Origin of the sequence: uncultured Castellaniella sp., from assembly GCF_937988725.1 — a bacterium.
Taxonomy (GTDB): domain Bacteria; phylum Pseudomonadota; class Gammaproteobacteria; order Burkholderiales; family Burkholderiaceae_B; genus Castellaniella.
This window is the reverse complement of the sequence record NZ_CALKHS010000004.1, coordinates 63,920-90,117: the sequence shown is the minus strand read 5'-3', so window position 1 is coordinate 90,117 and position 26,198 is coordinate 63,920. Positions and strand designations below refer to the sequence as shown.

Annotated in this window: 24 protein-coding genes; 8 read left to right on the top strand and 16 right to left on the bottom strand. The window is 66.9% G+C overall.

Going from position 1 to position 26,198, the window contains the following annotated elements:
• Nucleotides 1-10: 10 nt before the first annotated feature.
• The 3 genes from tviB to gabD form a co-directional block, all read right to left on the bottom strand.
• Nucleotides 11-1,285, bottom strand: a complete 1,275-nt coding sequence (gene tviB / locus Q0263_RS03925) for a Vi polysaccharide biosynthesis UDP-N-acetylglucosamine C-6 dehydrogenase TviB (RefSeq protein WP_298013531.1) — start codon at nt 1,283-1,285, stop codon at nt 11-13.
• Between the two features lie 42 nt (nt 1,286-1,327).
• A complete protein-coding gene (locus tag Q0263_RS03920) occupies nt 1,328-2,410 on the bottom strand; it encodes a glycosyltransferase (protein ID WP_298014199.1) in 1,083 nt (360 codons plus the stop codon).
• Nucleotides 2,411-2,595: 185 nt separating this feature from the next.
• Nucleotides 2,596-4,050 (bottom strand): NADP-dependent succinate-semialdehyde dehydrogenase, encoded by a 1,455-nt coding sequence (gene gabD / locus Q0263_RS03915; RefSeq protein WP_298013529.1) that lies wholly within the window; start codon nt 4,048-4,050, stop codon nt 2,596-2,598.
• Nucleotides 4,051-4,233: 183 nt separating this feature from the next.
• On the opposite strand from gabD, the gene gltS reads away from it, so the two are divergent.
• Entirely contained in the window at nt 4,234-5,502 is a 1,269-nt protein-coding gene (gltS, locus tag Q0263_RS03910; RefSeq protein WP_298013527.1) for a sodium/glutamate symporter, read from the top strand.
• Nucleotides 5,503-5,837: 335 nt separating this feature from the next.
• Here the strand turns inward: gltS and coq7 are convergent, their stop codons facing one another.
• The 6 genes from coq7 to Q0263_RS03880 are packed head-to-tail and all read right to left on the bottom strand — an operon-like array spanning nt 5,838 to nt 10,733.
• On the bottom strand, nt 5,838-6,515 hold the full coding sequence (coq7, locus tag Q0263_RS03905) for a 2-polyprenyl-3-methyl-6-methoxy-1,4-benzoquinone monooxygenase (protein ID WP_298013525.1): 678 nt from the start codon (nt 6,513-6,515) through the stop codon (nt 5,838-5,840).
• 9 nt (nt 6,516-6,524) lie between these two features.
• Nucleotides 6,525-7,178: a hypothetical protein gene (locus Q0263_RS03900; RefSeq protein ID WP_298013523.1), complete on the bottom strand. Its 654-nt coding sequence runs from the start codon at nt 7,176-7,178 to the stop codon at nt 6,525-6,527.
• On the bottom strand, nt 7,175-7,825 hold the full coding sequence (locus Q0263_RS03895; protein WP_298013521.1) for an SCO family protein: 651 nt from the start codon (nt 7,823-7,825) through the stop codon (nt 7,175-7,177). The genes Q0263_RS03900 and Q0263_RS03895 overlap by 4 nt, the downstream gene beginning before the upstream one ends.
• 15 nt (nt 7,826-7,840) lie before the next feature.
• The gene (locus Q0263_RS03890) at nt 7,841-8,425 is read right to left on the bottom strand and encodes a cytochrome c (RefSeq protein WP_298013519.1); all 585 of its coding nucleotides are present in this window, start codon (nt 8,423-8,425) and stop codon (nt 7,841-7,843) included.
• Entirely contained in the window at nt 8,422-9,057 is a 636-nt protein-coding gene (locus Q0263_RS03885) for a cbb3-type cytochrome c oxidase subunit II (protein ID WP_298013517.1), read from the bottom strand. Before Q0263_RS03885 ends, Q0263_RS03890 begins: the two co-directional genes overlap by 4 nt.
• A 2-nt stretch (nt 9,058-9,059) precedes the next feature.
• A complete protein-coding gene (locus tag Q0263_RS03880; protein WP_298013515.1) occupies nt 9,060-10,733 on the bottom strand; it encodes a cbb3-type cytochrome c oxidase subunit I in 1,674 nt (557 codons plus the stop codon).
• A 277-nt stretch (nt 10,734-11,010) separates the two neighbouring features.
• Between Q0263_RS03880 and Q0263_RS03875 the strand changes: the two genes are divergently transcribed.
• A complete protein-coding gene (locus tag Q0263_RS03875; protein WP_298013513.1) occupies nt 11,011-11,433 on the top strand; it encodes an OsmC family protein in 423 nt (140 codons plus the stop codon).
• 78 nt (nt 11,434-11,511) lie between these two features.
• Here the strand turns inward: Q0263_RS03875 and Q0263_RS03870 are convergent, their stop codons facing one another.
• From Q0263_RS03870 to Q0263_RS03855, 4 genes are read right to left on the bottom strand one after another with little or no spacing between them, the layout of a single operon-like run.
• The gene (locus Q0263_RS03870; protein WP_298013511.1) at nt 11,512-12,504 is read right to left on the bottom strand and encodes a thymidylate synthase; all 993 of its coding nucleotides are present in this window, start codon (nt 12,502-12,504) and stop codon (nt 11,512-11,514) included.
• The gene (locus tag Q0263_RS03865) at nt 12,501-13,340 is read right to left on the bottom strand and encodes a CoA ester lyase (RefSeq protein ID WP_298013509.1); all 840 of its coding nucleotides are present in this window, start codon (nt 13,338-13,340) and stop codon (nt 12,501-12,503) included. Before Q0263_RS03865 ends, Q0263_RS03870 begins: the two co-directional genes overlap by 4 nt.
• Nucleotides 13,341-13,368: 28 nt before the next feature.
• Entirely contained in the window at nt 13,369-14,892 is a 1,524-nt protein-coding gene (locus Q0263_RS03860) for a fumarate hydratase (RefSeq protein ID WP_298013507.1), read from the bottom strand.
• A complete protein-coding gene (locus tag Q0263_RS03855) occupies nt 14,892-15,659 on the bottom strand; it encodes a crotonase/enoyl-CoA hydratase family protein (protein ID WP_298013505.1) in 768 nt (255 codons plus the stop codon). Before Q0263_RS03855 ends, Q0263_RS03860 begins: the two co-directional genes overlap by 1 nt.
• Nucleotides 15,660-15,755: 96 nt before the next feature.
• Between Q0263_RS03855 and glyQ the strand changes: the two genes are divergently transcribed.
• The 6 genes from glyQ to gloA all read left to right on the top strand — a co-directional run bounded on the left by glyQ (nt 15,756) and on the right by gloA (nt 21,373).
• Complete coding sequence (gene glyQ / locus Q0263_RS03850) at nt 15,756-16,661, top strand: glycine--tRNA ligase subunit alpha (protein WP_298013503.1); 906 nt, start codon at nt 15,756-15,758, stop codon at nt 16,659-16,661.
• Nucleotides 16,658-18,790, top strand: a complete 2,133-nt coding sequence (glyS, locus tag Q0263_RS03845) for a glycine--tRNA ligase subunit beta (protein ID WP_298013501.1) — start codon at nt 16,658-16,660, stop codon at nt 18,788-18,790. The genes glyQ and glyS overlap by 4 nt, the downstream gene beginning before the upstream one ends.
• Nucleotides 18,787-19,341, top strand: a complete 555-nt coding sequence (gene gmhB / locus Q0263_RS03840) for a D-glycero-beta-D-manno-heptose 1,7-bisphosphate 7-phosphatase (protein ID WP_298013499.1) — start codon at nt 18,787-18,789, stop codon at nt 19,339-19,341. The genes glyS and gmhB overlap by 4 nt, the downstream gene beginning before the upstream one ends.
• On the top strand, nt 19,338-20,066 hold the full coding sequence (locus Q0263_RS03835; RefSeq protein WP_298013496.1) for a lysophospholipid acyltransferase family protein: 729 nt from the start codon (nt 19,338-19,340) through the stop codon (nt 20,064-20,066). The genes gmhB and Q0263_RS03835 overlap by 4 nt, the downstream gene beginning before the upstream one ends.
• The gene (locus tag Q0263_RS03830) at nt 20,053-20,904 is read left to right on the top strand and encodes a SprT family zinc-dependent metalloprotease (protein WP_298013495.1); all 852 of its coding nucleotides are present in this window, start codon (nt 20,053-20,055) and stop codon (nt 20,902-20,904) included. Before Q0263_RS03835 ends, Q0263_RS03830 begins: the two co-directional genes overlap by 14 nt.
• A gap of 73 nt (nt 20,905-20,977) precedes the next feature.
• Nucleotides 20,978-21,373, top strand: coding sequence for a lactoylglutathione lyase (gloA, locus tag Q0263_RS03825; RefSeq protein ID WP_298013493.1), 396 nt, complete (start codon nt 20,978-20,980; stop codon nt 21,371-21,373).
• Between the two features lie 7 nt (nt 21,374-21,380).
• Here gloA and rsmA read toward each other — a convergent pair whose 3' ends face one another.
• From rsmA to Q0263_RS03810, 3 genes are read right to left on the bottom strand one after another with little or no spacing between them, the layout of a single operon-like run.
• Nucleotides 21,381-22,211, bottom strand: coding sequence for a 16S rRNA (adenine(1518)-N(6)/adenine(1519)-N(6))-dimethyltransferase RsmA (gene rsmA / locus Q0263_RS03820; RefSeq protein ID WP_298013491.1), 831 nt, complete (start codon nt 22,209-22,211; stop codon nt 21,381-21,383).
• Nucleotides 22,208-23,728, bottom strand: a complete 1,521-nt coding sequence (locus Q0263_RS03815; RefSeq protein WP_298013489.1) for a peptidylprolyl isomerase — start codon at nt 23,726-23,728, stop codon at nt 22,208-22,210. Before Q0263_RS03815 ends, rsmA begins: the two co-directional genes overlap by 4 nt.
• Nucleotides 23,725-26,085 (bottom strand): LPS-assembly protein LptD, encoded by a 2,361-nt coding sequence (locus Q0263_RS03810; RefSeq protein WP_366140677.1) that lies wholly within the window; start codon nt 26,083-26,085, stop codon nt 23,725-23,727. Before Q0263_RS03810 ends, Q0263_RS03815 begins: the two co-directional genes overlap by 4 nt.
• Between the last annotated feature and the right edge of the window lie 113 nt (nt 26,086-26,198).

Here is a 26,198-nt window from a genome sequence, read left to right as displayed (position 1 = left end):
CACACCTACCTTATAGACGCAGATCGGATTCGCCGGCGTCCAGCACGTACTTCAGGTCATACAGGACGTGTTCCGGCTTGCCCAGCGCCCGCAGGGCCGCCGCGCCCATGGCGGCGAACTGTTCGTGGGCGACGGCCAGGATGATGCCATCGTACGCGGCCGGCGTGGGCTTGGACACCGGCGTGATGCCGTATTCGTGCTGCGCCTCGGCGGGATCCACCCACGGATCGTAGACGTCCACGGCAATGTTGTATTCGCCCAGTTCGCGCACGATGTCCACGACGCGGGTGTTGCGCAGGTCCGGGCAGTTTTCCTTGAAGGTCAGCCCCATGACCAGCACGTGCGAGCCCTGCACCTGGATGCGACGCTTGGTCATGGTCTTGACCAGCTGCGACACGACGTAGCCGCCCATGGAATCGTTCAGGCGGCGACCCGCCAGGATGATCTCGGGATGGTAGCCGATGGACTGCGCCTTGTGCGTCAGGTAGTACGGGTCCACGCCGATGCAGTGGCCGCCCACCAGCCCCGGACGGAACGGCAGGAAATTCCACTTGGTGCCGGCCGCCTGCAGGACGTCCAGCGTGTCGATGCCCAGGCGGTTGAAGATCAGGGCCAGTTCGTTGATCAGGGCGATGTTCACGTCGCGCTGGGTGTTCTCGATCACCTTGGCGGCTTCCGCGACCTTGATGGACGAAGCCTTGTGGGTGCCGGCCGTGATGATCTGGCGGTACAGGGCGTCGACGAGATCGGCGACTTCCGGCGTCGAGCCCGAGGTCACCTTGCGGATCGTGGACACGCGGTGCTGCTTGTCGCCCGGATTGATGCGTTCCGGGCTGTAGCCGGCGTAGAAATCGACGTTGAACTTCAGGCCGGAGATCTGTTCCAGCACCGGCACGCAGACCTCCTCGGTCGCCCCCGGATAGACGGTCGATTCATAGATGACGATGTCGCCGCGCTTCAGGATGCGGCCGATGGTCTCGCTGGCGCGCTCCAGCGGGGTCAGGTCCGGCTGCTTGTACTGGTCGATCGGGGTGGGCACCGTGACGATGAACACATTGGCGGACGCCAGTTCGGCCGGATCGCTGGAATAGCGCAGGCGCTCGGCCTCGGCCAGTTCCGGTCCGGAGACTTCCAGCGTGTGATCGCGGCCGGAACGCAGTTCTTCGACACGCCGGGTATTGATGTCGAATCCAAGCACATCGCGCTGCTTGCCGAATTCAACCGCCAGCGGCAGACCCACATAGCCCAGGCCAACCACAGCCAGACGGACGTCCTGAATGTTCATGAAATTCTCCCCGGCTCCAAGGCCGTATTGATCGAAGGAACGTTAATCGCGCCGCTCGCGCCGCCCCAGGGACGGCAGCAGCAGCCAACGAGGGCGGCGCCAGGTTACCAGGCGGAAATACAGCCAGATATACACGGCGGCGAATACTCCCATGCTGAGACACAGGAGCCAGGCGTTGTCCCACCACAAGGTGGCGGGCACCAGCCCGATCAGAGCCAGCAGCCACAGATAAGGCGACGTCATGGCATTGCACAGCGCGGGCAGCGCATGGCGGCGGTCGCGGCTGAAGGTGACGCGGACCAGGCGCCGGAACACCAGCTGATGCAGGTGCAGGGCGTCGGGCTGGTCGACCGGCACGCCGCGCTTGAACTTGCGGCGCCAGATGGAAAACAGGGTCTCGAAGACGGGATAGAACAGCACCGCCAGCGCATAGAAAGGCGAGACGCCGGGATTGCGCACCACCAGTTGCACGGCCAGTTCGGCCAGCATGAACCCCAGGAAATACGCCCCGCCGTCACCCAGGAAGACCCGGCCGAACGGAAAGTTCCAGACCAGGAAGCCCAGCGTGGCCGACGCCAGCGCCGTCGCGATCAGAAAAATGGGAATGTCCTGCACCTGCAGGGCCACCAGGGCCAGCGACACGGCCATCAGCGTGGCGATCATGCCGGCCAGCCCGTTCATGCCGTCCACGATGTTCAGGGCATGCGTGCAGCCGCCCACGGCCACCATGGTGAAGACCAGGGAAATGATGGGCCAGCTGGACAGGAGGGAGTCGGCCCAGGACAGGCCGACGCGCGACACGCCCCCCAGCAGCCACCAGGCGATGCCGGCGGAAATGAAGGCCGCCAGCAGGCGTTTGCCGGAACCGATTTCCTTGGTGATGTCTTCCAGGAGCCCCGCGACGAAGACTGGCAGGGCGGCCACGAACAGGGCCGGCCACAGCCACGTCACGGTCATGTTGCGCGGCCCCAGCATCAACAGGCCGGCCAGGCTGCCCGCCACGACGGCCAGCCCGCCCACGCGGGGGGCGGCGCGCTTGTGCATGGCCTGGGGCTTGTGCAGATCGGTATCCCCGGTGAAGCGGCCGTGCCAGCGTTCGGATACCACGATCAACCCACCCACCATGAAAGCCACGATCCCGATCAGAGGCCAGCTGAGCGAAGCGGACAAACTGGAGGCGTTCAAGAACAATCCCGAATAGACAAAACGAGATTATCGGCGATATTTGTAACCTGTGCGGTTGTAACAAGGATACAGATGCAACAAAAGGACCGGGCGAACCGGCCCCGGCCCGCCCGTTCCCCGGGGGATCAGCCCAGACCCATGCACAAGTATTTCACAACCAGATAATCGTCCAGCCCGTAGTGCGAGCCCTCGCGGCCCAGGCCCGATTGCTTGACCCCGCCGAACGGCACCGCCTCGTTGGAGACCAGCCCGGTGTTGATGCCCACCATGCCGTATTCCAGCGCCTCGGCCACGCGCCACACCCGGCCGATGTCGCGGCTATAGAAATAGGCGGCCAGGCCGTATTCGGTGTCGTTGGCCATGCGGATCACCTCCGCGTCGTCGTGGAACCGGAACAGCGGCGCCAGCGGGCCGAAGGTTTCCTCGCGGGCGAGTTTCATCGCAGGCACGGCGTCGGCCAGCACCGTCGGCTGGAAGAAGGTGCGTCCCAGGGCGTGGGGCTGTCCCCCCGCCAGGATGCGCCCGCCCTGGGCGACGGCGTCCGCGATGTGTTCCCGGACCTTGGCCACGGCATCGTCGTCGATCAGGGGCCCCTGCGTGACGCCGTCTTCCATACCGTTGCCCACCTTCAGCTTGCCGACGGCCTGCACCAGCTTGCGGCTGAAGGCGTCGTAGACCGAATCCTGCACGTAGAAGCGGTTGGTGCACACGCAGGTCTGCCCGGAATTGCGGTATTTGCTGGCGATGGCGCCTTCCACAGCGGCATCCAGATCGGCGTCGTCGAACACGATGAAAGGCGCATTGCCGCCCAGTTCCAGGGACAGCTTCTTGATCGAGGGAGCGCACTGGCGCATCAGCAGGCGTCCGACCTCGGTCGAGCCGGTGAAGGACATCTTGCGCACGATCGCGTTGGACGTCATTTCGCCGCCGATGGCGGGGGCGTCCCCGGTCAGGACGGAAAACACGCCCGCCGGCACCCCCGCCTCCTCGGCCAGCACGGCCAGGGCCAGGGCCGAGAACGGCGTCTGTTCCGCGGGCTTGACGACCAGCGGGCACCCCGCCGCCAGCGCGGCGCCGGCCTTGCGGGTGATCATGGACGAAGGAAAATTCCAGGGCGTGATGGCGGCGCACACCCCGATGGGTTCCTTGGTGACGACGATCCGGCGATCCCTGGCGAACGAGGGGATCACGTCGCCATAGGCGCGCTTGCCCTCTTCGGCGAACCATTCCAGGAACGCGGCGCCATAGGCGATCTCGCCCCGGGATTCGGCCAGGGGCTTGCCTTGTTCGGCCGTCATGATCAGGGCCAGGTCCTGGGCGTGCTCGGTCATCAGGTCGAACCAGCGGCGCAGGATGGCCGCTCGTTCCTTGGCGGTCAGCGCGCGCCAGGCCCCCCAGGCGGCCTGGGCGCCTTCGATGGCCCGGCGGGTTTCCGCCGCGCCCATGCGGGGCACGGTTCCCAGGGCTTCGCCCGTCGCCGGATTGCTGACGGAGATGGTTTCGCCTGAGTCCGCGTCACACCACCGCCCGTCGAGATAGGCCTGCTGACGCAGCAGGTCGGGTTTCTTCAGTGCCAGCATGCTTATGCTCCGATTGATCGTTCAATATAATGAACAATGTTTGTTAGGATGAACAAATCAATGATAACGGCCGGTATTGCGGGGCGTCAATCCGCCGGAACCCCCTGCTGTCGGCCATCTCCCGCCCGGGCGGAACACGCGGTCTGGTTAAAATGACTTTCTATCGCCACCCGCGGAGACCCCATGGAACTCACGCTCAACGGCTACCACACTCTGATCGCCGCCGCCCTCGTGATGCTCGTCGGGCACTGGCTGGTCTTTCGCATCAAGCCGCTGGCCACGTTCAATATCCCTGAACCCGTCGCCGGCGGCCTGCTGGCAGCCTTCATCATCACGCTGCTCAACGCCACGACAGGCCTGACTCTCACGCTCGAGACCGGGCTGCAAACGACCTTCATGCTGATGTTCTTCGCCTCGATCGGCCTGAGTGCGGATTTCACCCGGCTGAAAGAAGGCGGCAAGCCCCTGGTCATCTTGCTGGCGCTGGTTTCCGTCTTCATCGTGGCGCAGAACCTCATCGGCGTGGGGTTGGCGGCGCTGCTGGGCCTCAAGCCGCTGATCGGCCTGGTGGTCGGTTCGATCACGCTGACGGGCGGGCATGGCACGGCGGGCGCCTGGGGTCCCGTGCTGGAGGCCAAATACGGCATTGCGGGCGCCACCACGCTAGGAATCGCCACGGCGACCTTCGGCCTGGTGTTCGGCGGCCTGATCGGCGGGCCGGTGGCGCGTCACCTGATCCGCGCGCAGAACCGGGAACCGGTGCCGGACGCGCACGAACGCACCGGCATCGAGACACTGTCCGGCGCCCCGCGGCACCAGCAGAGCACGGGTGCCGAAGAGGCCCGCCGCCTGACTTTCGAACTGTTCGATCAACCGCGCCTGATCACCGCCTACGCGGCCATCGAGACCCTGGCCATGTTCGCCGCCTGCCTGAGCAGCGCGGACCTGCTCAGCCGCTGGACGCATGGCACCGTCATCGAACTGCCTACCTTCATCTGGGCGCTGGCCAGCGGCGTCGTGATCCGCAACGTGCTCACCCATGTGTTCCGCTTCCAGATGTTCGACCGCGCGATCGATGTGTTCGGCAACACATCGCTGTCGCTGTTCCTGGCCATCGCATTGCTCAGCCTGCGTCTATGGGAACTCGCCGGGCTGGCGGGTCCGGTCGCCATCATCCTGGCGGTACAAGTCCTGGCCATCATGATTTATACGACCTTCATCACCTACCGTTTCATGGGGTCGGACTACGACGCCGCCGTCGTGGCCGCCGGCCATTGCGGTTTCGGCCTGGGCGCCACCCCCACCGCCATCGCCAACATGCAGGCCGTCACGGACCGGTTCGGCCCGTCCTACAAGGCTTATCTTGTCGTGCCGCTGGTGGGCGCGTTTTTCGTGGACCTGGTCAACGCCGCCATCTTGCAGATCTTCACCCAGATGCCGTTTCTGCAATGAGCCGGTCCGCCCTGGCATACAGATAAAAGATAAAAAAAAGCCCAAGATCCGAGGATCTTGGGCTAAATCCACCAAAGGAGGAGGGTGGAGGAGACAACCGTGGCATGCCGGGCTGCTAAGGTCATGAACCTGAGCCATCCGTGATTAGGGGTTTTCCCGCTGCAATCACGTCTCGACATCCGATAAGCAAATTATATAGGCAGTTTTTGCGGACATGCAAGTTCTATTTCATGTCAATAGATAACAGCCATAGGTTTGTAGTTTTTCGCACACAACCCAGGGTAAACCTGATGCCAAATCGGGCCCGACAGGCGCCCGAAAAGAGGAAAGCCCGATCAGATCCGGTAGGCCGTGGTGGTCATGATGCGGGACATGAACCGCATGGCCCCGCGAATCGGCGCGGGCAAGGGCGCCGCCCCATGGTCTTCCGCCGTCGTGCGATGGCCGATCTCGTCGTCCCGCATCTGCGTGACCACCTGGCGCGACCGACGATCCTGCGCGGGCAGCGTGTTCAAGTGCCCGTCCAGGTGCTCCTCGACCTGGCGTTCGGTTTCCGCCATGAACCCCAGGTTGTAGGGCACCCCCGCCCGGCTGGCCGCCACGCCCAGGCCGAAGGACCCGGCATACCACAGGGGATTGAGCAGGCTGGGGCGGCTTTGCAGCTCGTCCAGGCGCCGACGGCACCAGGCCAGGTGGTCGGTTTCCTCGGCGGCCGCCCGCAGCAGCACGGCGCGCACCGACGCATCGCGGCACATCAGCGCCTGGCCCCGGTACAGAGCCTGGGCGCAGATCTCGCCCACGTGATTCACCCGCATGAGCCCCGCCGCGTGGCGGGCTTCATCGGCCGACAGGACGGGATCATCGGGCCGCGCGGGCCCCGCCGGATAGGCGCGCTCATGGGACACCGTGCCGTCCAGCACCTGCAGGGCCTGGCCGATTTCGGACAGCAGGCCGTCCAGCGGGCCGGCGCGGCGCCGCCAGCGGCCGTTTTCCAGGGAATTCGTCGAGGTCATGGGAATCCTTTATCGATTCAGGAAGCGCCAGACCGGCTTCACGGCGGCCAGCAACCAGCACGAGGGTAACACGATGGCCAGGGCGATCAGCCCGCGGCCGGCCCAGTCCTGATCGTCCTGCAGGTAGGCGTTGCACAGCCGGATCGGCTGGTCCAGATACACCATGCCGACGATCGCGCTCATCCAGCAGAAATTGCCCAGGAAGAACAGCTTGATCACCACGTTGGCCCGCCGCACCGATGCCCGCAGCAGCCAGCCGCACACGGGCAGCCCCAGGTACTTGAACGCCGCCACCCGCCAGTCCACCAGGGCGTCGTCGAGCGCCTTGGGAATCATCCACCCCGCTCCCACCAGGCTGACCAGCAGCAGCCCGGGAATGCCGTAGGCGTTATAGGACCAGCGAATGCCGCGGCCGGACGTCGGCTGCCACACGGCGGCGCGGCCGCCGGACGCCGGCGACGCGCCGACGTCCGACACGCGCCCGGTCCGCCCCGCATGCCAGGCCTGCTCGGCGAACACGCCGCCGGCAACCAGCAGGGGAATCTGCACCACCATGTGCAGGCTCATCAGCGCCGTCAGCGCATCGTGCCAGACCAGGGCCGCGCCCAGGCACAGGATCGCCGCCAGCAGGGATGCGGGGCCGACGGACCGGAGGCGGTTCACGGCGTCTCCCCGGCCGGACGCCCCGCCCCGGAAGCCGGCAGCAGTGACTTGGCCGCCTTCAGCGCCCAGCCCGGATCGTCCAGATCGACGATGCGCACCAGGCGCCCGTCAGGCGTCACGATATGAAAGGCGGCATTGTGCTCGAACTCCCCCAGCGGGGCGGGCACGACCATGATGCCGAACATGTCCAGCAGGGCGCTGCGCTGCGCCGCGTCGGTCAGGGTCAGGAACTGCCAGACGCCGGCGTCGGCCCCCATGCGCACGGCATAGCGGGACAGATCCTTCGCCCGATCCCGGGGATCGAAGCTCAGGCTGATCAGGCGCAGCTTGTCCTGCAGGCCCTCGGCCTCGATGGCCCGCTGCAGTTGCTCGGTCAGCGATCCCTGGGCAAGGCACAGGGCGATGCAGCGCGTATAGAAAAAATTGACGATGGCCACCCGGCCATCGTCGCGCAGATTGCGGTTCAGGGATTCCAGGCGGCCCGCGTCATCCAGCACCCGCACCGCGGCGGGAATGTCGCGCGGATGCGCGGCGATCGCCTGGCGGCGGGCGGCCTCCGCCGTCAGGACCGTGAAACCGTCCGTCAGGCTGTAGAGAACGCCGATGCCCGCCGCCAGGGCAAGCGCCAGCGAGAGCACCCACCGCATGGTCCCGCTGCCCGCTTATTTCTTTTCCAGCAACGGACGCAGATCTTCGTCGCCCTTCCAGGGCGTGGTCTGGTCCTTGGTCTCTTCGCGGACCTTGGCGACGAACTGCGCATCGATCGTGGACGCCGAATTGCCGAAGCTGGTGCGCACGTGACTGACGATGGCGGCCACTTCCTCGTCGGAGAACTTGTCCTGGAAGTGCGGCATTTCGCCGTTGTACTTGGCGCCTTCGACGGTCAGCGGACCGTGGATGCCATGCAGCACGATGCGCACCATGACGCCCGCGTCCGCCGCGTCCACCCATTCGGACTTGGACAGGGGCGGGAACACGCCCGGCACCCCGGCGCCGGTGGCCTGGTGACAGGCCACGCAATTGGCGGTGTACAGCTGCCCGCCGTCGGCCTTGGCCGGCACGGCGAAGTCGGCCACCACGCGGTCGTCGCCCACGGACGGCGGCATGGGCGTGTACGAGACGTACAGATGCCAGACCGCCCAGATCAGCAGGCCCCCGATGATGGCCAGCACGACCTTGGGAATCGGCCGGCTGCCCTCGACGGGTTCCGGCTGCTCGCGGCGCTGTTGGGTGAACTTGTTGCTCATTCCTTGTCTCCTTCAGCTTCGGCGCGCTTCTGCGGCAGCGTCGGCAACTGGGCGTCGGGATTGACCGGATAGGTGTGGTTCAGGCCGATCAGGTAAGCGACCAGATCCAGCGCTTCTGGCGTGGCCACGACGACCTTGCCGTCGGCCGGCGCGTAGCTGGGCGGCAGATTGACGACCTTGTCGCCCTCTTCGGCCTTGTCCTTCAGCTTGAACAGGAAGGGGAAGGACGGCATGTTGCTGTGCGGCGTGTAGGCGCGGGGTTCGTACAGGTGGCCCAGGTTCCAGTCCACGCTGGGCTGGCGCGCGCCGATGTTGAACAGGTCCGGCCCCGTGCGCATCGTGCCCAGCAGGTGCGGATGGTCGTAGTAATAGTCGCCGGCGACCGGGGCGCGGCCCCAGCCGCGCTGGAAATCGGGCGCCATGGACTGGCTGCGCGGCTGCTGCGAGTGGCAGTAGACGCAGCCCATTTCGATGTACACCTGGCGGCCGCGCAGCTGCTGCTCGGTGTAGGGCTTCAGGCCTTCCGAGGGCTGCACGTCCGACAGCTGCATGTAGGGCAGCACGACCAGCGTGGCGGTGGCCAGGGCGAGGGTCACCATCGCCCCGCTAAGGAGTTTGTATTCGCTTTCCATGATCAGGCACCTGCAAACGCCTGAGCTTCAGGCTGAGACTTACGTTTATGCAACAAGGCGGGACCGACGCGGCTAGTCCCATAGCGCAATGCCATCTGCACGAAGTGCACGGCAAAGACCAGGTGGCCCAGCGTCATCAGGGAACCGCCCAGCGTGCGGGCTTCCAGGTACGGCATCGTGACCAGCACGGAATCCATGAAGGGCTTGGTGGCATCCAGCATGGCCAGGCCTTGCAGCCAGCCGCCGATGGACAGGCCGACGATGTAGACGCCCATGCCGATCGTCACCAGCCAGAAGTGCACGAGGATGAGCTTCGGATGCGGCCATTCCCAGGACATCACGCGCGGCATCACGAAATAGATGGCGCCGAACATGACGACGGAGAAGAAGGCATACAGGCCCAGGTGGGCGTGCGCCACGGTGAAGTGCGTGAAGTGCGCCACGCGGCTGACGCTGCGCAGGGCCTCGAAGGAGCCCTCGAAGGAGCTGAGCGTGTACATCATGGCGCCCAGCACGATGAAGCGCAGCGTGGGCGAGTAGTACATGGTCTTGAAGTGGCCGCGCATCGTCAGGTGCTGGTTCACCGAGAAGGCCAGCACCGGGATGATCATCATCATCGACTGGACGATGGACAGCGAGATCAGCCAGTGCGGCACCGGGCCGCCCACTAGGTGGTGGCCGCCGACCTGGCCGTAGAAGAAGGCCAGCGCCCAGAAGCCGACCAGGGACAGGTTGTAGGACTGGATCGGCCGGCCGATGATCTTGGGCAGGAAGTAATACACCGACGCCAGGGCGATGGGGGTGTAGTACAGGCCCAGCACGTTATGGCCGAACCACCAGTTCATGGTGGCCTGTTCGACGCCGAAGTGCACGCCGGGAACCTTGCCGACCAGATACAGCACCGGGAACCAGAACAGCGCGGCCCCCATGTACCAGATCGACACGTACAGGTGGTCGACCTTGCGGTTGCGCAGCGTAAACACCAGCGGCAGGGCGATCAGCGAACCGCCGATCACCAGCAGGATGCTGATCTGCCAGGGGATTTCCAGCCACTCCAGGCCGTCGTTGATGCCGGCGGCGATGGCGCCCAGACCGGCGATCAGGCCGGCGTTCCACAGCATGCAGCCCAGCAGCGCGAAACGGCCGCCGTACAGGCGGGTCTTCAGCAGGCGCGGCAGGACCCAGATGGCAATGCCGAAGGCCGCCATCGGGCACCAGCCATAGGCCACCATGTTCAGGTGCAATGTGCGCGTGCGGCCGAAAGTCAGCCAAGCGTACTGCGTCAGGAATTCGGGATTGTGCAGCTTGATCGAACTGATCAGGCCGAAAGTCGATGCGGCGACCAGCCACACGATGGCACAGGACAGGAACACGAAGGTCACGTAGGCCGTGGACTGGTCGGCTTCCATGCGTTCGGTCAGTTCCGCCTTGAGCTTGTCGGCCAGGGACGGGTCGATGACGGCCTTGCCGCCTTCGGTGACGATCTGTTGCAGGCCGGCCCGTTGCTCGGGCGTGGCGGAGGGGTCTTCGACGTGGCCGATTTCGCCGGTCGAAAAGATCACCCCGGCCGCCGCGGGGTTGTCGTCGAACATGTTCCGTCGCAGGGACCAGATGAAAATACCCAGCCCGGTCACGGACATGATAAAGGTCAGGAGTAGTACGGTGACGGTATCCACAGCGCTTCCAGTGAAGGACAATCAAAGCCCGAGCCGGCCGCAGGCCGCTCTCGGCAACCCGAGATTGTAGCGTTAGTTTTGATCTATGATAAATCTGTGCAGGTTCCAAGATAGGAAAAACCCCCATGCCCTATGAGGGCATCCGGAGGAACCTTCCGCCGCTTTCATGGAAAATCACAGCGGCAAATTTCCGATATCTGTTTTTTCGACGTCCGGCGCCTCCGGCGACCCGGTCCGACCCCGCTTCTTTCACCCCACCACCCGAGGATCACTCACGATGGAATGCACCCTAGACTGGCAAGGCCCGGACGGCATGCTGTTCATCTCTCGCACCGGCAGCGGCCATGTCCTGGCGATGGACGGCGCCCCCGATGGCGGCGGGCACAACCTGGCCGCCCGCCCCATGGAAACCGTGCTGGCAGGCGCGGGCGGCTGCACCGCCTATGACGTCGTGCTGATCCTGAAACGCGGCCGCCACGCCATCACCGGCTGCCAGGTCAAGATCAGCGCCGAGCGGGCCGACACGGACCCCAAGGTGTTCACCAAGATCCACTTCACGTTCCGGATCACGGGCAAGGACCTGCCCCCCGCCGCCGTGGAGCGCGCGGTCGAACTCTCGCACACGAAGTATTGTTCCGCCGTCGCCATGCTGGAAAAGACGGCGGAAATCACTCATTCCATCGAAATCATCGCCGAATAGGCGACATCCGAAAGCCCCCGCCGGCCACCGCAGCGGGGCGGACGCGCGGGGGGCGGAAATAGACGGCGCCCCGCGCGGTCAGACCGCCATCGGCGCGGTCAGCGGCGCATGGTGCCGATAGCCTTCCAGCGCGAAATCGCCGGGCTCGACCTGTTCCAGCCATTCGGGCGCATAGACGCCGGTGTCGGCATAGGCGGGAATCCGGTCGGACAGGCGCAGCTGCGGAGCGGGATAAGGGTCCCGGCGCAGCTGTTCGCGCAGCATGTCCACGTGGGTCTCGTAGATGTGGGCGTCGCCGATGAAATACGTGAACCAGCGGGGCGTGTAGCCCGTCAGGCGGGCGACCAGATGCGTCAGGGCGGCGCCTTCGGCCAGATTGAAAGGCGTGCCCAGCCCCACGTCGTTGCTGCGGATGTACAGGCACAGGGACAGTTCGCGCGTGGCCGGATTGGCCAGGAACTGATACAGCAGATGGCAGGGCGGCAAGGCCATTTCCTCGATCTGCGCCCAGTTCCAGCCGTGGAACAGGATGCGGCGGCTGCCCGGATCGCGCATCAGGGTGTCCAGGCACTGCCGCAACTGGTCGACGGCCTTGTAGAGCAGGGCCTGGCGGCCCGCGCCCTGCCCTGCTGGGTTTTCAACCACGCTGACCTGCCGATAGCCGCGCCCCAGGGCGTCGGCGATCTGTTCGGCGCTGCGCGGCTGATCCAGGTCGATCAGCTTGTAGGCGGGCCACCGGCGCCACTGGACGCCATAGACCGGCCCCAGGTCGTCGGGTCCGCCGCGCCAGGGGCTGTCCAGCCAGGCCTGGTTTTCATTGGCGTTCTGGTCCCACACGCGGCAGCCCAGGGCGCGGAAATCCGCCGCGCTGTCCGCCCCGCGCAGAAAGCCGACCAGTTCGCCGATCGCGGACTTGAAGGCCAGCCGCTTGGTCGTGACGGCGGGAAAGCCTTCGCGCAAGTCGAAGCGCAGGCAGGCGCCGGGCAGGCTGAGCGTGCGCACCCCCGTGCGGTTGTCCTGCCAGGACCCCTGGTCGAAAATGGACTGCACCAGATCCAGATACGCCTTCATGCCGAGTGCGCCCCGTAGTGGCTGCCGCGCTCAAGCACCCGCCGGGCGCTTTCGATGACGGGCAGGTCGACCATGCGGCCATCCAGGCGGAAAGCGTATTCGCCGGTGCGCTCGGCGTGTTCGACGACGCGACGCGCCCAGTCGAGCTCTTCGGGCAGCGGCCGATACACCTGGTGCACCACCGGCACCTGTCGGGGATGGATGCACAGCTTGCCGCCGAACCCCATGTCGCGGGCCAGCACGGCCGCCTGTTCCAGGCCGGCCTCATCGGAAAAGTCCGCATAGATCGTGTCGACGGGATCGGCCAGGCCGTGCATGCGGCTGGCCTGCAGGATCTGGAAGCGCACCTGGTCCAGGATGCGCTGGGCGCCCTCGGTCTGCGGCCGGGTGCCGAATTCGACCATCAGGTCGAGGATGCCGAAGGTGAGGCGCTCCACGCCATTGGCCTCGGCGATGTCGTCCAGCACCCGCAGCCCCTGGGCGGATTCGATGATGGGGATCAGCGGCTTGCCGGCGCCCGATACTTTATAGACGTGTTCGGCCGCCTGAGCTTTGGGCAGGAAAATGCCGCTTACCGCGGGCAGTTCGCGGCACAGGGCCAGATCGTCTTCGAACCAGGGCGTGGAGCCGTCATTGATGCGCACCCACAGGCGGTCCTGCGGATGATCGGCCGCATAATCGGCCAGCGCATCCCGGGCGGCGGCCTTGGCATCGGGCGCCACGGAATCTTCCAGGTCGACGATGACGGCGTCGGCGCCGCTGGCCAGCGCCTTGGGAAAGCGGTCCGGCCGGTTGGCCGGGACGAACAGCGCGCTGCGCATCAAGGTGTCAGGCATCGTATCCCCCTATCGTGAAAAGCGCGGATCAGGCCCCGGCGGCCACCAGGCGGGCGGCAATCCGCTGCTGCCATTCCCGGGGCCCGGTCGTGTGCACGGAGACCCCCTGGGAATCCACCGCCACCGTCACCGGCATGTCCCGCACCTGGAATTCGTAGATGGCTTCCATGCCCAGGTCCTCGAAGCCCACCACGCGGGCGGCCCGGATGGCCTTGGACACCAGATAGGCGGAACCGCCCACGGCCATCAGATAGGCCGAACCATGCTTGCGGATGGATTCGATGGCTTCCGGGCCGCGTTCGGCCTTGCCGATCATGGCCAGCAGGCCGGTCTGTCCCAGCATCATATCGGTAAATTTATCCATCCGCGTGGACGTGGTCGGGCCCGCGGGGCCGACGACCTCGTCGCGCACCGGATCGACGGGGCCGACGTAATAGATGACGCGGCCGGCGAAGTCCACGGGCAGGGGTTCCCCCCGCGCCAGCATGTCCTGGATGCGCTTGTGGGCGGCGTCGCGGCCGGTGAGGATGCTGCCGGACAGCAGCAGGCGTTCGCCGGGCTTCCAGGACGCGACTTCTTCGCGCGTCAGGGTGTCCAGGTCGACCTGTCGGGACGCCTTGTAGTCGGGCTTCCAGTGGACTTCGGGCCATTCCGACAGGGCCGGGGGCTGCAGGGCGGCCGGGCCGCTGCCGTCCAGCACGAAATGCACGTGGCGGGTCGCGGCGCAGTTGGGGATCATGGCGACCGGCTTGGACGCCGCATGGGTCGCACAGGTCATGATCTTCACGTCCAGCACCGTCGTCAGGCCGCCCAGGCCCTGGGCGCCGATTCCCAGCGCATTGACCTTGCGGTAGAGGTCGATGCGCAGTTCCTCGAGCTTGTTCTGCGGGCCGCGCTGCAGCAGTTCGTACATGTCGATGTCCTGCATCAGCGACTGCTTGGCCATGAGCATGGCCTTTTCGGCCGTGCCGCCCACCCCGATGCCCAGCATGCCCGGCGGGCACCAGCCCGCGCCCATGTGCGGCACGGTCTTGAGCACCCAGTCCACCAGCGAGTCGCTGGGATTGAGCATGGCGAACTTGGTCTTGTTCTCGGAGCCGCCGCCCTTGGCCGCCACCTGGACGTCCACGATGTCGCCGGGCACCAGTTCGACCTGCAGCACGCAGGGCGTGTTGTCGCGCGTGTTGCGCCGCGTGAACAGCGGATCGTCGAGCACCGAGGCCCGCAGCGGATTGTCCGGGTTCGTGTAGCCCCGGCGCACGCCCTCGTCGCAGAGTTCCTGCAGGCTGCGGCGGGTGTCGAAGCGCACGTCCATGCCGATCTTCAGGAAGACGTTGACGATGCCGGTGTCCTGGCAGATCGGCCGGTGGCCTTCGGCGCACAGGCGCGAATTGGTCAGGATCTGCGCGATGGCGTCGCGGGCGGCGGGGCTTTCCTCGACCTCGTAGGCGCGAGCCAGGTGATGGATGTAGTCCAGCGGGTGGTAGATGCTGATGAACTGGACGGCATCCTCGATGGATTGGATCAGATCGTGTTCAGTGATGGTGGTCATTACTTTCCCTTCCAGACCGGGGGTCGTTTTTCGGCGAACGCGGTCGCGCCTTCGCGCGCGTCCTCGGATGTGAAAATGTGGGCGATGCGCGGGCGCTGCAGATCGAACATGTCGTCCGGACGCCAGTTGCGCGATTGCGAGATGATGGATTTGGCCGTGCGCACCGCCAGCGGGCCATTGGCCGCGATGGTCCGCGCCAGGGCCAGGGCGGCGTCCAGGGCGCCGCCGGGTTCCGCCAGGCGGTTGACCAGCCCCAGCTGATGGAAGCGTTCGGCCGGGAACAGGTCGCCGGTCAGCACCGCTTCCATGGCGACGTGATAGGGAATGCGCGAAGGCAGGCGCAGCATGCCGCCGGACCCCGGCACCAGCCCGCGCTTGACCTCGGGCACGCCGAACTGCGCGTCGCGGGCCGCCACGATCAGGTCGCAGGCCAGGGCCAGTTCGCAGCCGCCCGCCAGGGCATAGCCTTCGACGGCGGCGATCAGGGGCTTCTGCGGCGGGCGTTCGCACAGCCCGCCGAAGCCCCGGTCGCCGACGTAGGGGCGCTGGCCGGTGGCGGCGAAGGCCTTCAGGTCCATGCCTGCGCAGAAGTGCCCGCCGGCCCCGGTCAGGATGCCCAGGCGCAATTGCGGGTCGGCATCCAGGACGTCAAGGCCTGCGGCCAGCGCCTGGGCCGCTTCCAGATTGACGGCGTTACGGGCCTGCGGCCGATTCAGGCGCAGGATCAGGATACCGTCCTGCCGCTGGACTTCCAGGCACTCGCTCATGTGTTCTCCGACAAAGTGGATAAAATGGCCGTTTCGGGCGCAGTCCGCACTGTACCCGAGATTCGGATACGAACCTTGCGGATCACCCGCCACGTCATGCTTACATTCCAACAACTGATTTTATCGCTCCAGCAATATTGGGACCGACAGGGCTGCACCCTGCTGCAACCCTACGACATGGAAGTCGGGGCCGGAACATCCCACACCGCCACCTTCCTGCGCGCCATCGGCCCGGAACCCTGGCGGGCGGCCTATGTCCAGCCATCGCGGCGCCCCAAGGACGGACGCTACGGCGACAACCCCAACCGGCTGCAGCACTATTATCAGTTCCAGGTGGTCCTGAAACCCGCGCCGCTGAACATCCTGGACCTGTACCTCGGGTCCCTGAAGGCCGTCGGCATCGATCCGCAGCAGCACGACATCCGCTTCGTCGAGGACGACTGGGAAAACCCTACGCTGGGCGCCTGGGGCCTGGGCTGGGAAGTCTGGCTGAACGGAATGGAAGTGACGCAGTTCACCTACTTCCAGCAGGTCGGCGGCCTGGACTGCAATCCGACCATGGGCGAAATCACCTATGGTCTGGAACGCCTGGCCATGTACCTGCAGGGCGTGGAATCCGTCTATGACCTGGTCTGGACCGAGGCCCCCGACGGCCGCCGCGTCCACTACCGCGACGTCTTCCACCAGAACGAGGTCGAGCAGTCCACCTACAATTTCGAATACGCCTCCACCTCCATGCTGTTCGCCCATTTCAACGACTACGAGACCGAGGCCAAGCGCCTGATCGACGTCCCCCTGGCCCTGCCCGCCTACGAGGCCACCCTGAAAGCCGCCCACACCTTCAATCTGCTCGACGCCCGGGGCGCCATCAGCGTCACCGAACGGGCCACCTACATCGGCCGCATCCGCAACCTGTCGCGGGCCGTGGCGCAGGCCTACTACGAATCCCGCGAACGGCTGGGCTTCCCCATGCTGGAAACCCCGGCGGAGGTCCAGGTATGAACACCCGCCCCCTGATCGTCGAACTGCTGACCGAGGAACTGCCGCCCAAGGCCCTGAACGCCCTGGGCAACGCCTTTGCCGAGGGCATCCGGAAGACCCTCCAGGCCCGGCATCTGCTGGCCGACGTCTGCGTCAGCACCGCCTACGCCACCCCGCGCCGGCTGGCGGTGCACCTCAGCGCCGTGCTGGGACAGGCTCCGGACCAGCCCTACAGCGAAAAACTGATGCCGGCCGCCATCGGCCTGGACGCCCAGGGCGCGGCGACCCCCGCCCTGCTGAAGAAACTGCAGGCCAAGAACCTGGGCCACCTGGCGCCGGCCGACCTGATCCGCCGCCACGACGGCAAGCAGGACGTGCTCTACGCCGATGGCACCGCCCCCGGCGCGGCGCTGGCCGACGGCCTGCAGCAGGCGCTGGACTACGCCATCGCCCACCTGCCCATTCCCAAAGTCATGCAGTACCAGCTGGCCGACGGGCGCACCAGCGTGAAATTCGTGCGGCCCGCGCACCGCCTGCTGGCCCTCTGGGGCGACGAAGTGGTCCCGGCGCAGGCCCTGGGGCTGCAGGCCGGCCGCATCACGCGGGGACACCGTTTCCTGTGCCAGGAACCGCTGACCATCGCCTCGGCCGACGACTGGGCCGCCCGCCTGGCGGATTCCGGCCACGTCATCCCGTCCTTCGCCGAACGGCGGGCGCGCATCGCCCGGCAGCTGGCCGACGCCTCGGCCTCGCTGGGCGCCACCATCGGCGAGGATCCCGCGGTCGACGCCCTGCTGGACGAAGTCACGGCGCTGGTGGAATGGCCCACGGTCTACGTCGGCGCCTTCGAGGAGGCCTTCCTGGCCGTGCCCCCGGAATGCCTGATCCTGACCATGCGGCTGAACCAGAAGTACTTTCCGCTGTTCGATCCGGCCACGGGGGCGCTGACCCACCGCTTCCTGATCGTCAGCAACATGCAGCCGCAAGACCCGTCCGCCATCATCCAGGGCAACCAGCGGGTGGTGCGTCCCCGACTGGCCGACGCGCAGTTCTTCTACCAGACCGACCTGAAGACCCCGCTGGCCGACCGCGTCGCCGACCTGGCCCACAGCGTCTACCACAACAAGCTGGGCACGCAGCTCGAACGCACCGAACGCGTACGCAAGATCACGCGCTGGCTGGCGCCGCTCCTGGGGGGGGAATTCCCGGTCGCCGCCCGGGCCGCCATGCTGGCCCACGCCGACCTGGGCACCCAGATGGTGGGCGAATTCCCCGAACTGCAAGGCATCATGGGCGCCTACTACGCCCGGCACGACGGCGAGCCCCCCGAAGTCGCGCGCGCCCTGCGCGACCAGTACCGCATCCGCCTGGACGAACCCGTCAACCCGGACACGCTGATCGCCGCGGTGCTGTTCATGGCCGAACGCGCCGAAACCCTGGTCGGCATCTGGGGGATCGGCCTGGCGCCGACCGGAGAACGCGACCCCTACGGGCTGCGCCGCGCGGCACTGGGCCTGATCAGCGCCTACGAACAGCTCACGGCCGGCGGCTATCTGCAGGCCAGCCAGGATTCCCCGGCCCGCCTGGCCGCGCTGCTGGAGCAGGCGGCCGGCAATTTCAGCGCGGGCACGCTGGCGCGCGGCACGGTCGACGCCGTGCTGGACTTCGTCTACGAACGCTACCGCAACCAGCTGGCGGCCACCTGCGACCGGGCCGCCATCGACGCGGTCCTGGCCCTGCGCCCGCCCCTGCATCAGGTGGCGGCCCGCGTGCGGGCCTGCATGGAATTCACCACCCTGCCCGAAGCCGAATCCCTGGCGGCCGCCAACAAGCGGGTCAGCAATCTGCTGAAAAAAGCCGAAGGCGCCCTGCCCGCATTCGACGCCGGCCTGCTGGCGGAACCCGCCGAACGGCAATTGGCTGACACCATCGGGCAACTGGCGCCGCAGGCGCAGGCCGCCCTGGAAACCGGAGACTTCACCGCCAGCCTGGCCATCCTGGCCCAGGCGCGCACGGCCGTGGACGGCTTCTTCACCGACGTCATGGTGATGGCCGAGGACCCGCGCATCCGGGGCAACCGGCTGGCCCTGCTGCAATCCCTGCACGGCCTGATGAACCAGGTGGCCGATCTTTCCAGGCTGGCCGCGTGAAGCTCATCATCCTGGACCGCGACGGCGTCATCAACCACGACAGCGACGCCTTCATCAAGTCGCCCGACGAGTGGATCCCCATTCCCGGCAGCCTGGAGGCCATCGGCCGCCTGAGCCAGGCCGGCTGGCGGGTCGTCGTCGCCAGCAACCAGTCCGGCGTGGCGCGCGGACTGTTCTCCATGGAAACCCTGGGAGCCATCCACGCCCGGATGCGCCAGGCCGCGGCGGACGCGGGCGGGCGCATCGACGCCATCTTCTTCTGCCCCCACGGGCCCGAAGACGGCTGCACCTGCCGCAAGCCCCTGCCCGGCATGCTGCGCGACATCGCCCAGCGGATGGACCTGCATCTGGACGGCGTTCCCCTGGTGGGCGACAGCCTGCGCGACCTGCAGGCCGCGGCCGCCGCGGGCTGCACGCCCTGGCTGGTGCTGACGGGCAAGGGCCGCAAGACCTGGGAAACCTCCGGCACCAGCGGCGAACTGCCCGCCGGCACCGAGGTGCGCGACGATCTGGCGGCCGTGGCGGACGCCCTCCTCAAGGCACATCCATGACCTTCCTGCGCTCGGCCCTGTACATGGCCTTCCTGGTCGTCACCGTCATCCCGTACGCGCTGTGCTGCGTCCTGTGGGCGCCCCTGCCCCTGGTCTGGCGCTACCGCCTGACCCTGGGCTGGCCGCGGCTGGCGCTGTGGGGCGCCCGCTGGATCCTGGGCATCCGCTACCAGACGCGCGGCACCGAACATCTGCCCGACGGCCCGGCCATCATCCTGTCCAAGCATCAATCGGCCTGGGAAACCCTGTATTTCGCCGTCAAGCTGCCCAAGGACGTGGTCTTCGTCTACAAAAAGGAACTGCACCACGTGCCCTTTTTCGGCTGGAGCCTGGCCTTGCTCAGCATGATCCCCATCGACCGGGCCAAGGGCCGCGAGGCCTTCGACCAGGTGGTGCGCATCGGCAGCCTGCGGCTGCGGGAAGGCCGCTGGCCCGTGCTGTTTCCCGAAGGCACCCGCGTCGCCCCCGGCGAAGTCGGGCGCTACAAGCAGGGCGGCACGCTGCTGGCCTGCAAGACCGGCGTGCCGGTGATCCCGGTGGCTCACAATGCCGGGGAATGCTGGCCGCGCAACGCCTTCCTGAAGACGCCCGGCCTGGTGACGGTGTCCTTCGGCCCGCCGCTGGACCCGTCCGAACACAATCCCGTGTCCCTGAACAACGCCGTGCGCGACTGGATCGAGGCTGAAATGCGTGTCCTGAACCCCGAGCGGTATGCCGATCGGTAAGCCCCTCCAGCTCAGCCTGTTCGACGAATCGTCCCCCGATGCCGGCCTCGCGCCGGCGCAGGCGGCCGGCCTGCTCCCGCCCGCCCCCGAGCCGCCCGGCTACACCCGGCATGAAATCCGCCTGCAGGATCAGCCGCTGGCCTACCGCCTGCGCCGGTCCCGGCGCAAGACCATCGGCCTGACCATCCGCGACGCCCGCCTGCTCATCCAGGCGCCCACCTGGGCGACCCGCCGGCAGATCGAGGAAGTCATCCAGGAAAAATCCCGCTGGATCCGGGACAAGCTGAAAATCAACCAGGAACGCATGGCCCTGCTGGCGCTGCAGGATTCCCAGTGGCGCCCGGGCGGGCGCATCCCCTACCTGGGCATCATGATCGAGCTGCGGCTGGACGGCAGCCGGGAGGCCCGCTTCGAAGGCGACCTCCGCAGCCCGCAGGCCGGCAGCCTGCTGTTCCTGCCGCTGCCCGACGGCGCGGACGACGGCCGCATCCAGGAGCGGGCCCAGGCCTGGCTGCAGGAACAGGCGCGGCGGGATTTCGACGTCCGGCTGCAGCACAGCCTGGCCCTGGCGGGGCAGCGGATCGACCGCTGGGCGCTGTCCGCCGCCCAGGGCCGCTGGGGCTCATGCACCAGCCAGCGGCGCATCCGCCTGAACTGGCGCCTGATCCACCTGCCGCCGGCCCTGATCGATTACGTGATCGCGCACGAAGTCGCGCATCTGAAGGAAATGAACCACGGCCCCGCCTTCTGGCGCGAAGTCGAGCGGCTGTGCCCCGATTTCAAATCGGCCCGCGACGCCCTGGCCCGGCACCACCCGGCCAGCCTGCCGCTGTTCTGACCCCCGTCGCGCGGGGGCATCCCGTTTTGCGTATGATAGGTGGATCGACTCTTCCCGATCCCAGGAATCCACCATGCGAATACTTCACACCATGCTGCGCGTCGGCAATCTGGACCGCGCCCTGATGTTCTACACCGATATTCTGGGCATGCGCCTGCTGCGCCGCAAAGACTATCCGGAAGGCCGCTTCACCCTGGCCTTCGTCGGCTACCAGGACGAATCCGAAGGCGCCGTGATCGAGCTGACCCACAACTGGGATACGGAATCCTACGAGATCGGCGACGGCTACGGCCACATCGCCATCGAAGTCGAAGACGCCTACGACACCTGCGCCACCATCAAATCCCGGGGCGGGCTGGTGGTGCGCGACGCCGGCCCCATGAAGCACGGCTCGACCGTCATCGCCTTCGTGCAGGACCCCGACGGCTACAAGATCGAACTGATCCAGCGCAACAGCCGGGCCGACTGAACCCCTTTCAGGCGACTCCCGACGCGGCCAGGGCGTCGGCCATGTCCAGGAATTGCGTCACCGACAGCTCCTGGGGCCGCGCCGTCGGAGCAACGCCCAGGGCATCCCAGTCCAGGCGTTCCGTCCAGTCGCCCAGGCTGCCCCGGATCATCTTGCGCCGGTGTTCGAACACCCGCGAGACCAGCCGGTCGAACACCGCCGGGTCGGCGGGCCGGCGCCAGGCATCCGCCGCCAGGGGGCGCATGCGCACGATGGCGGACATGACCTTGGGCGGCGGGTCGAACGCATCCGGCGCCACGTCGAACAGGTGCGTCATCCGGTAGCGGGCCTGCAGCATGACGGACAGGCGCCCGTACTGGCTGTCGCCCGGCCGCGCCACCATGCGGTCGATGACTTCCCGCTGCAGCATGAAATGCTGATCCCGCACCAGATCCGCCCACCGCATCAGGTGAAACAGCAGAGGCGTCGAGATGTTGTAGGGCAGATTGCCGACGACGCGCAGGCGGGGAACGGCGGGGCCGCCGGTTTCCGCATCGGGCGCCGGGCCATCGCCGGGGACCAGGCCCGAAAAATCGACCGTCAGCGCATCGGCCTCGACCACCGTCAGGCGGTCGACCCCCCAGCGGGCGCGCAGGCGCTGCGCCAGGTCGCGGTCCAGTTCCACCGCCGTCAGATGATCCAGCCGATCCAGCAGGGGAGCCGTCAGGGCGGACAGGCCGGGGCCGATTTCCACCATGCGGTCGTCCGCCTGGGGATCGATCGCCCGCACGATGGCGTCCACGACCGCCTCATCGCGCAGGAAATGCTGGCCGAAACGTTTGCGCGCCTGGTGCGTCATGAGGGTGACTGGGTGCCGCTGCGCGTGTGTTCCAGCCGATTGTCGATATAGGCCTGGCTGCGCAGCTGATCCAGCCAGTCTTCATAGGCCGGGCCGATGCGCCGCTCCATCAGGGCGCGGCGCGCCTGCATGCGGCGGAATTCCTGCTCCATGTTCTTGGTGCGGCGCCCTTCGACCTGGATCAGGTGCCAGCCGAACGGCGACTTGACGGGTTCGCTGACCTGTCCGTCCCGCAGGGCATTCATGGCCTGCTCGAAGGCCGGCACGGTTTCGCCCGGATTGAGCCAGCCCAGCTCGCCGCCTTGCGGCGCCGAGGCATCCTGGGAATAGCGTTTCGCCAGTTCGGCGAAGGACTCGCCATGCTCGATGCGCTGGCGCAGGCCTTCCAGGATGCCGCGCGCCTTGTCGTCGTTGACGACCTTGGTGGTCTTGATCAGGATGTGCCGCGCATGGGTCTGCGTCACCATCATGGGGCCGGACGCCGGCGGCGCGGGCTGGGCGGGCGCGGGGGCCGGCGCCGGCGCTTTGGCTTTCTTGGGCGCCGGACGCTGCGCATAGCCGCGGCGCAGCACCTTCAGGATATGGAAGCCCCGGCCGCTCTGGAGCACGCCGGTGATTCCGCCGGCCGGCACGTCGGCGATCGCCCGCGCGAACAGATCGGGCCAGTCCTTCAGGGGACGGATGCCCATGTTGCCGCCCTGCAGGGCCTGCGGGCCGTTGGACGACGCCGCCGCGACGCCGGCGAAGTCCGCCCCGGACTTCAGCTTGCGCAAGAGAGCTTCCGCCTGCTTGCGCTTTTCATCCACGACGGAATTGGCCGCGTAGTCCGGGACCTCGATCAGGATCTGGGCGATCTCGAACAGTTCCGGGCCCGAAGGCACCATGGCGGGTTCGGGTTCAGGTTCCGGCCGGGGCTGGGCCTGCACCGGCGGCGGCAGGGGCCGATCCCCCTGCGCCTGCAGGAACGCGTCGATATCGCTGTCGCTGATGCTGATGCGGTCCTCGACGAAACGCTGGCGCAGCATGTCGTCCTGGATCTGCGAACGCAGTTCATCGCGATACTGATCCCAGCTCATGCCGCTGCCCAGGATTTCCTTGCGCAGCTGGTCCTCCGTCAGGCGGTTGCGCTGCGCCACGGTCTGCACGGCCTGGCTGACCTGGGCATCGGACACTTTGATGCCGACGCGCTGGGCTTCCTGGTCCTGCAGGGCGGCATTGATCATCTGCTGCAGCACCTGGCGCTTGAACGCGGCGTCGTCGGGCACCGGAATCCGCTGCTGCTGCATCTGCTGGCGCACCTGGGCCTGCTTGTCGGCCAGTTGCCCCAGGGTGATGACCTGCTTGTTGACGATGGCGGCGATGCCGTCCACGAACTGCTGCGCGGGCGCCGCCTGCTGGGCGGGCGCGGCGGTCGGGCGGGTTTTGCCGGCGGCCAGCGCCGGCGGCACCAGCGCGCTGCCGGCCAACAGCAGAGCCAGGGACAGCACGCCGGCGGGATGACGCAAGCCAGACATCATTCATACCTCTCGAAAGCAGTTTTTTCAGGGATGGGGGGCGTCGTGGACTGATACCCGATGACGCGGTCGGCCAGCATGGACATGGGGTCGGTGCCCAGCGATCCCAGGCCGGTCAGTTCCAGCTGCAGGAAGAGAGCCGTGTTGACCTGTTCCGCGGAGGCCGCGTAGCGCTGCAGCACCGCGCGGGCGGCCCAGCCGCCGTCGCCCCGGTACTCCAGGCCCACGATGGACTGGGTGCTGCGTTTCTCGGCCAGGGAATAATCATACCGGCCCACCCCGGACCAGCGCCGTGACAGCGGCCACTGTCCGCTGAGGCTGACCTGTTCGCGCGGCAGCAAATCGGTGCCCGGCAGCGGATCCTGATAGGCGTCGGCATACTGGTTGGGATACCGTTCGTACCGATAGGACAGCGACACGGTGGCCAGCCGCTTGGGCGTCCAGCGCACGCCCGAGCTGAGGCGATTGCGTTTTTGCGTGTCGCGATCGAACTGGCCGTCGAAATACACGGAGAAGCGATCCGTCAATGCGGCCCGGACCCCCACCAGATAATCGGATTCCGTGTTCTCGCGCGGCGTGCGGCCGGGCAGCGTGACCTTCTGGTCGTCGAAATAGAACCGCTGCGCCGCCGACAGCGACAGGCGCTCGAAGCCCGTATCGGCGTCCAGCCAGCGGGTGGTCAGGCCGGCCGTGAGCTGGTTGGCGTTGGCGATGCGGTCCCAGCCGCCGCTGTAGATGTTCTCGTCGAAGGCCTGCTGGTAATTGAAGGACGCCAGGGCGGTGTCGAACACCGGCAGCTCGGACTGGTCCCGATACGGCACGTACAGATAGTACAGGCGCGGCTCCAGCGTCTGGACGGCCGGATTGCCGAACCAGGACGAGTCGCGCTCGAAGGTCAGGCCGCTATCCACCGAGGCGATGGGCAGCACCCGCGTCTGCGTGCGGGGCCGTCCCTGGTAGCGCGCGATCTCGTCGGAGAACCATTCGGTGTCGTACTGGCTCATGTGCAGGCCGACCTTGGGGGTCAGGTAGGCGCCCGGCAGCACGAAGGGACGGGCGATCGAGGTGTACGACGTCATGCGGGTGCCATTGGGCATCCTCCGCACCCCGGACATCGCCGGGAAAGCATCCCCGTGGTAGATGGGCGAGATGAACCGGGTGGCGTAATTGTCCGAAATCACGTCAAAGCCGTTCCAGTTGTAGTGCTGGGCCCGGAAATGCAGTTCCGGCAGCTTGTCGTAGGGCGGCGTCAGGAAGGTGCCCGTGCGGTCCTGCAGCGTCTGGTAGTGATAGAACTGCAGGGAGCCGCTGAAATGCGGGCCGCCCGACCAGCTCAGCAGGGCCTGGCTGGGCAGGTAGTTGATGGTCGCGGTATCCGCCAGCCCGAACGAGGCGAAATCGCGGAAATAATCGTCGTCCGACGCCTTGCGCGCATCCAGGTAGGCCCGCAGGCCGTAGCCCAACTGCTGGGTGTGCTGCGCCGAATACAGCCAGCGCTTCTCGCCGGTCTGCTGGTCGCGCATGATGTAGGTGCCGAACACCTGGGAACGCGACGATTCCCCCAGGTGCCGGAATTCGGTTCCCATCAGCAGGCCGCGCTTGCTCAGGTAGCGCGGATACAGGGTGGCATCGTAGTTGGGGGCTAGGTTCAGGTAGTACGGGGTCGTCAGTTCGAAGCCCCCGTTGGTCGACGTCCCGTAGGTGGGAATCAGGAAGCCGGTCTTGCGGTCCCGCCCCAGCGGGAAGGTCAGGTAGGGGGAATACAGGATGGGCACGCCCTTGAAGCGCAGCACGCCGTTGCGGGCGGCGCCCTCGTTTTCATCCAGATACAAATCCACGCGGGAGGCGTCGATATACCAGGCGGGATCCGGCCCCGACCAGCCGGTATAACGCACGTCGTTCAGGCGCATGTGCTGGCGGCTCAGGATGTCCGCGTGTTCCGCCTGGCCCTTGCCGGCGGACGCCCCGAGCCAGAACCGCGGCGCCTGGATGTCGCCCTTGCTGGTCCGGGTGTTGTAGCGCAGGTGCGGCCCCCGCACGATATTGCCGTCGCGCATCAGCAGGCCTTCGCCCCGGACTTCGGTGTCGCCCGTCGTCTGGTCGTAGTCGATGCGGTCGCCCTTCACCACGCCGTCCAAGCGGCGGACCTGGGCATTCCCCTGCAGCGTGACCTGGCCGTTCGCATGGCGCGTGATGTCGTCCCCGATCAGGAAGGAGGGCAGTTCATCGTCTTTCGGCACGGGGTGCAGGCGCAGGCTGCCGACCATGCGCAGTTCGCCGGCGGGCGCGGCGGTTTCCGCAGCCAAGGCCGGGGCCGACAAGGCGGCGCTCAGGAGGATGATGCGGCTGATCCAATGCACGAAGACCGGGCCCTCTTGGGTGAAATGAGAAAATGGACTGACCTGCGCACCACATTGATCAGCGACCCAGTATTATAGAGAAGCCGCGCTGACCGCGTGCAACCTGCTGTTTT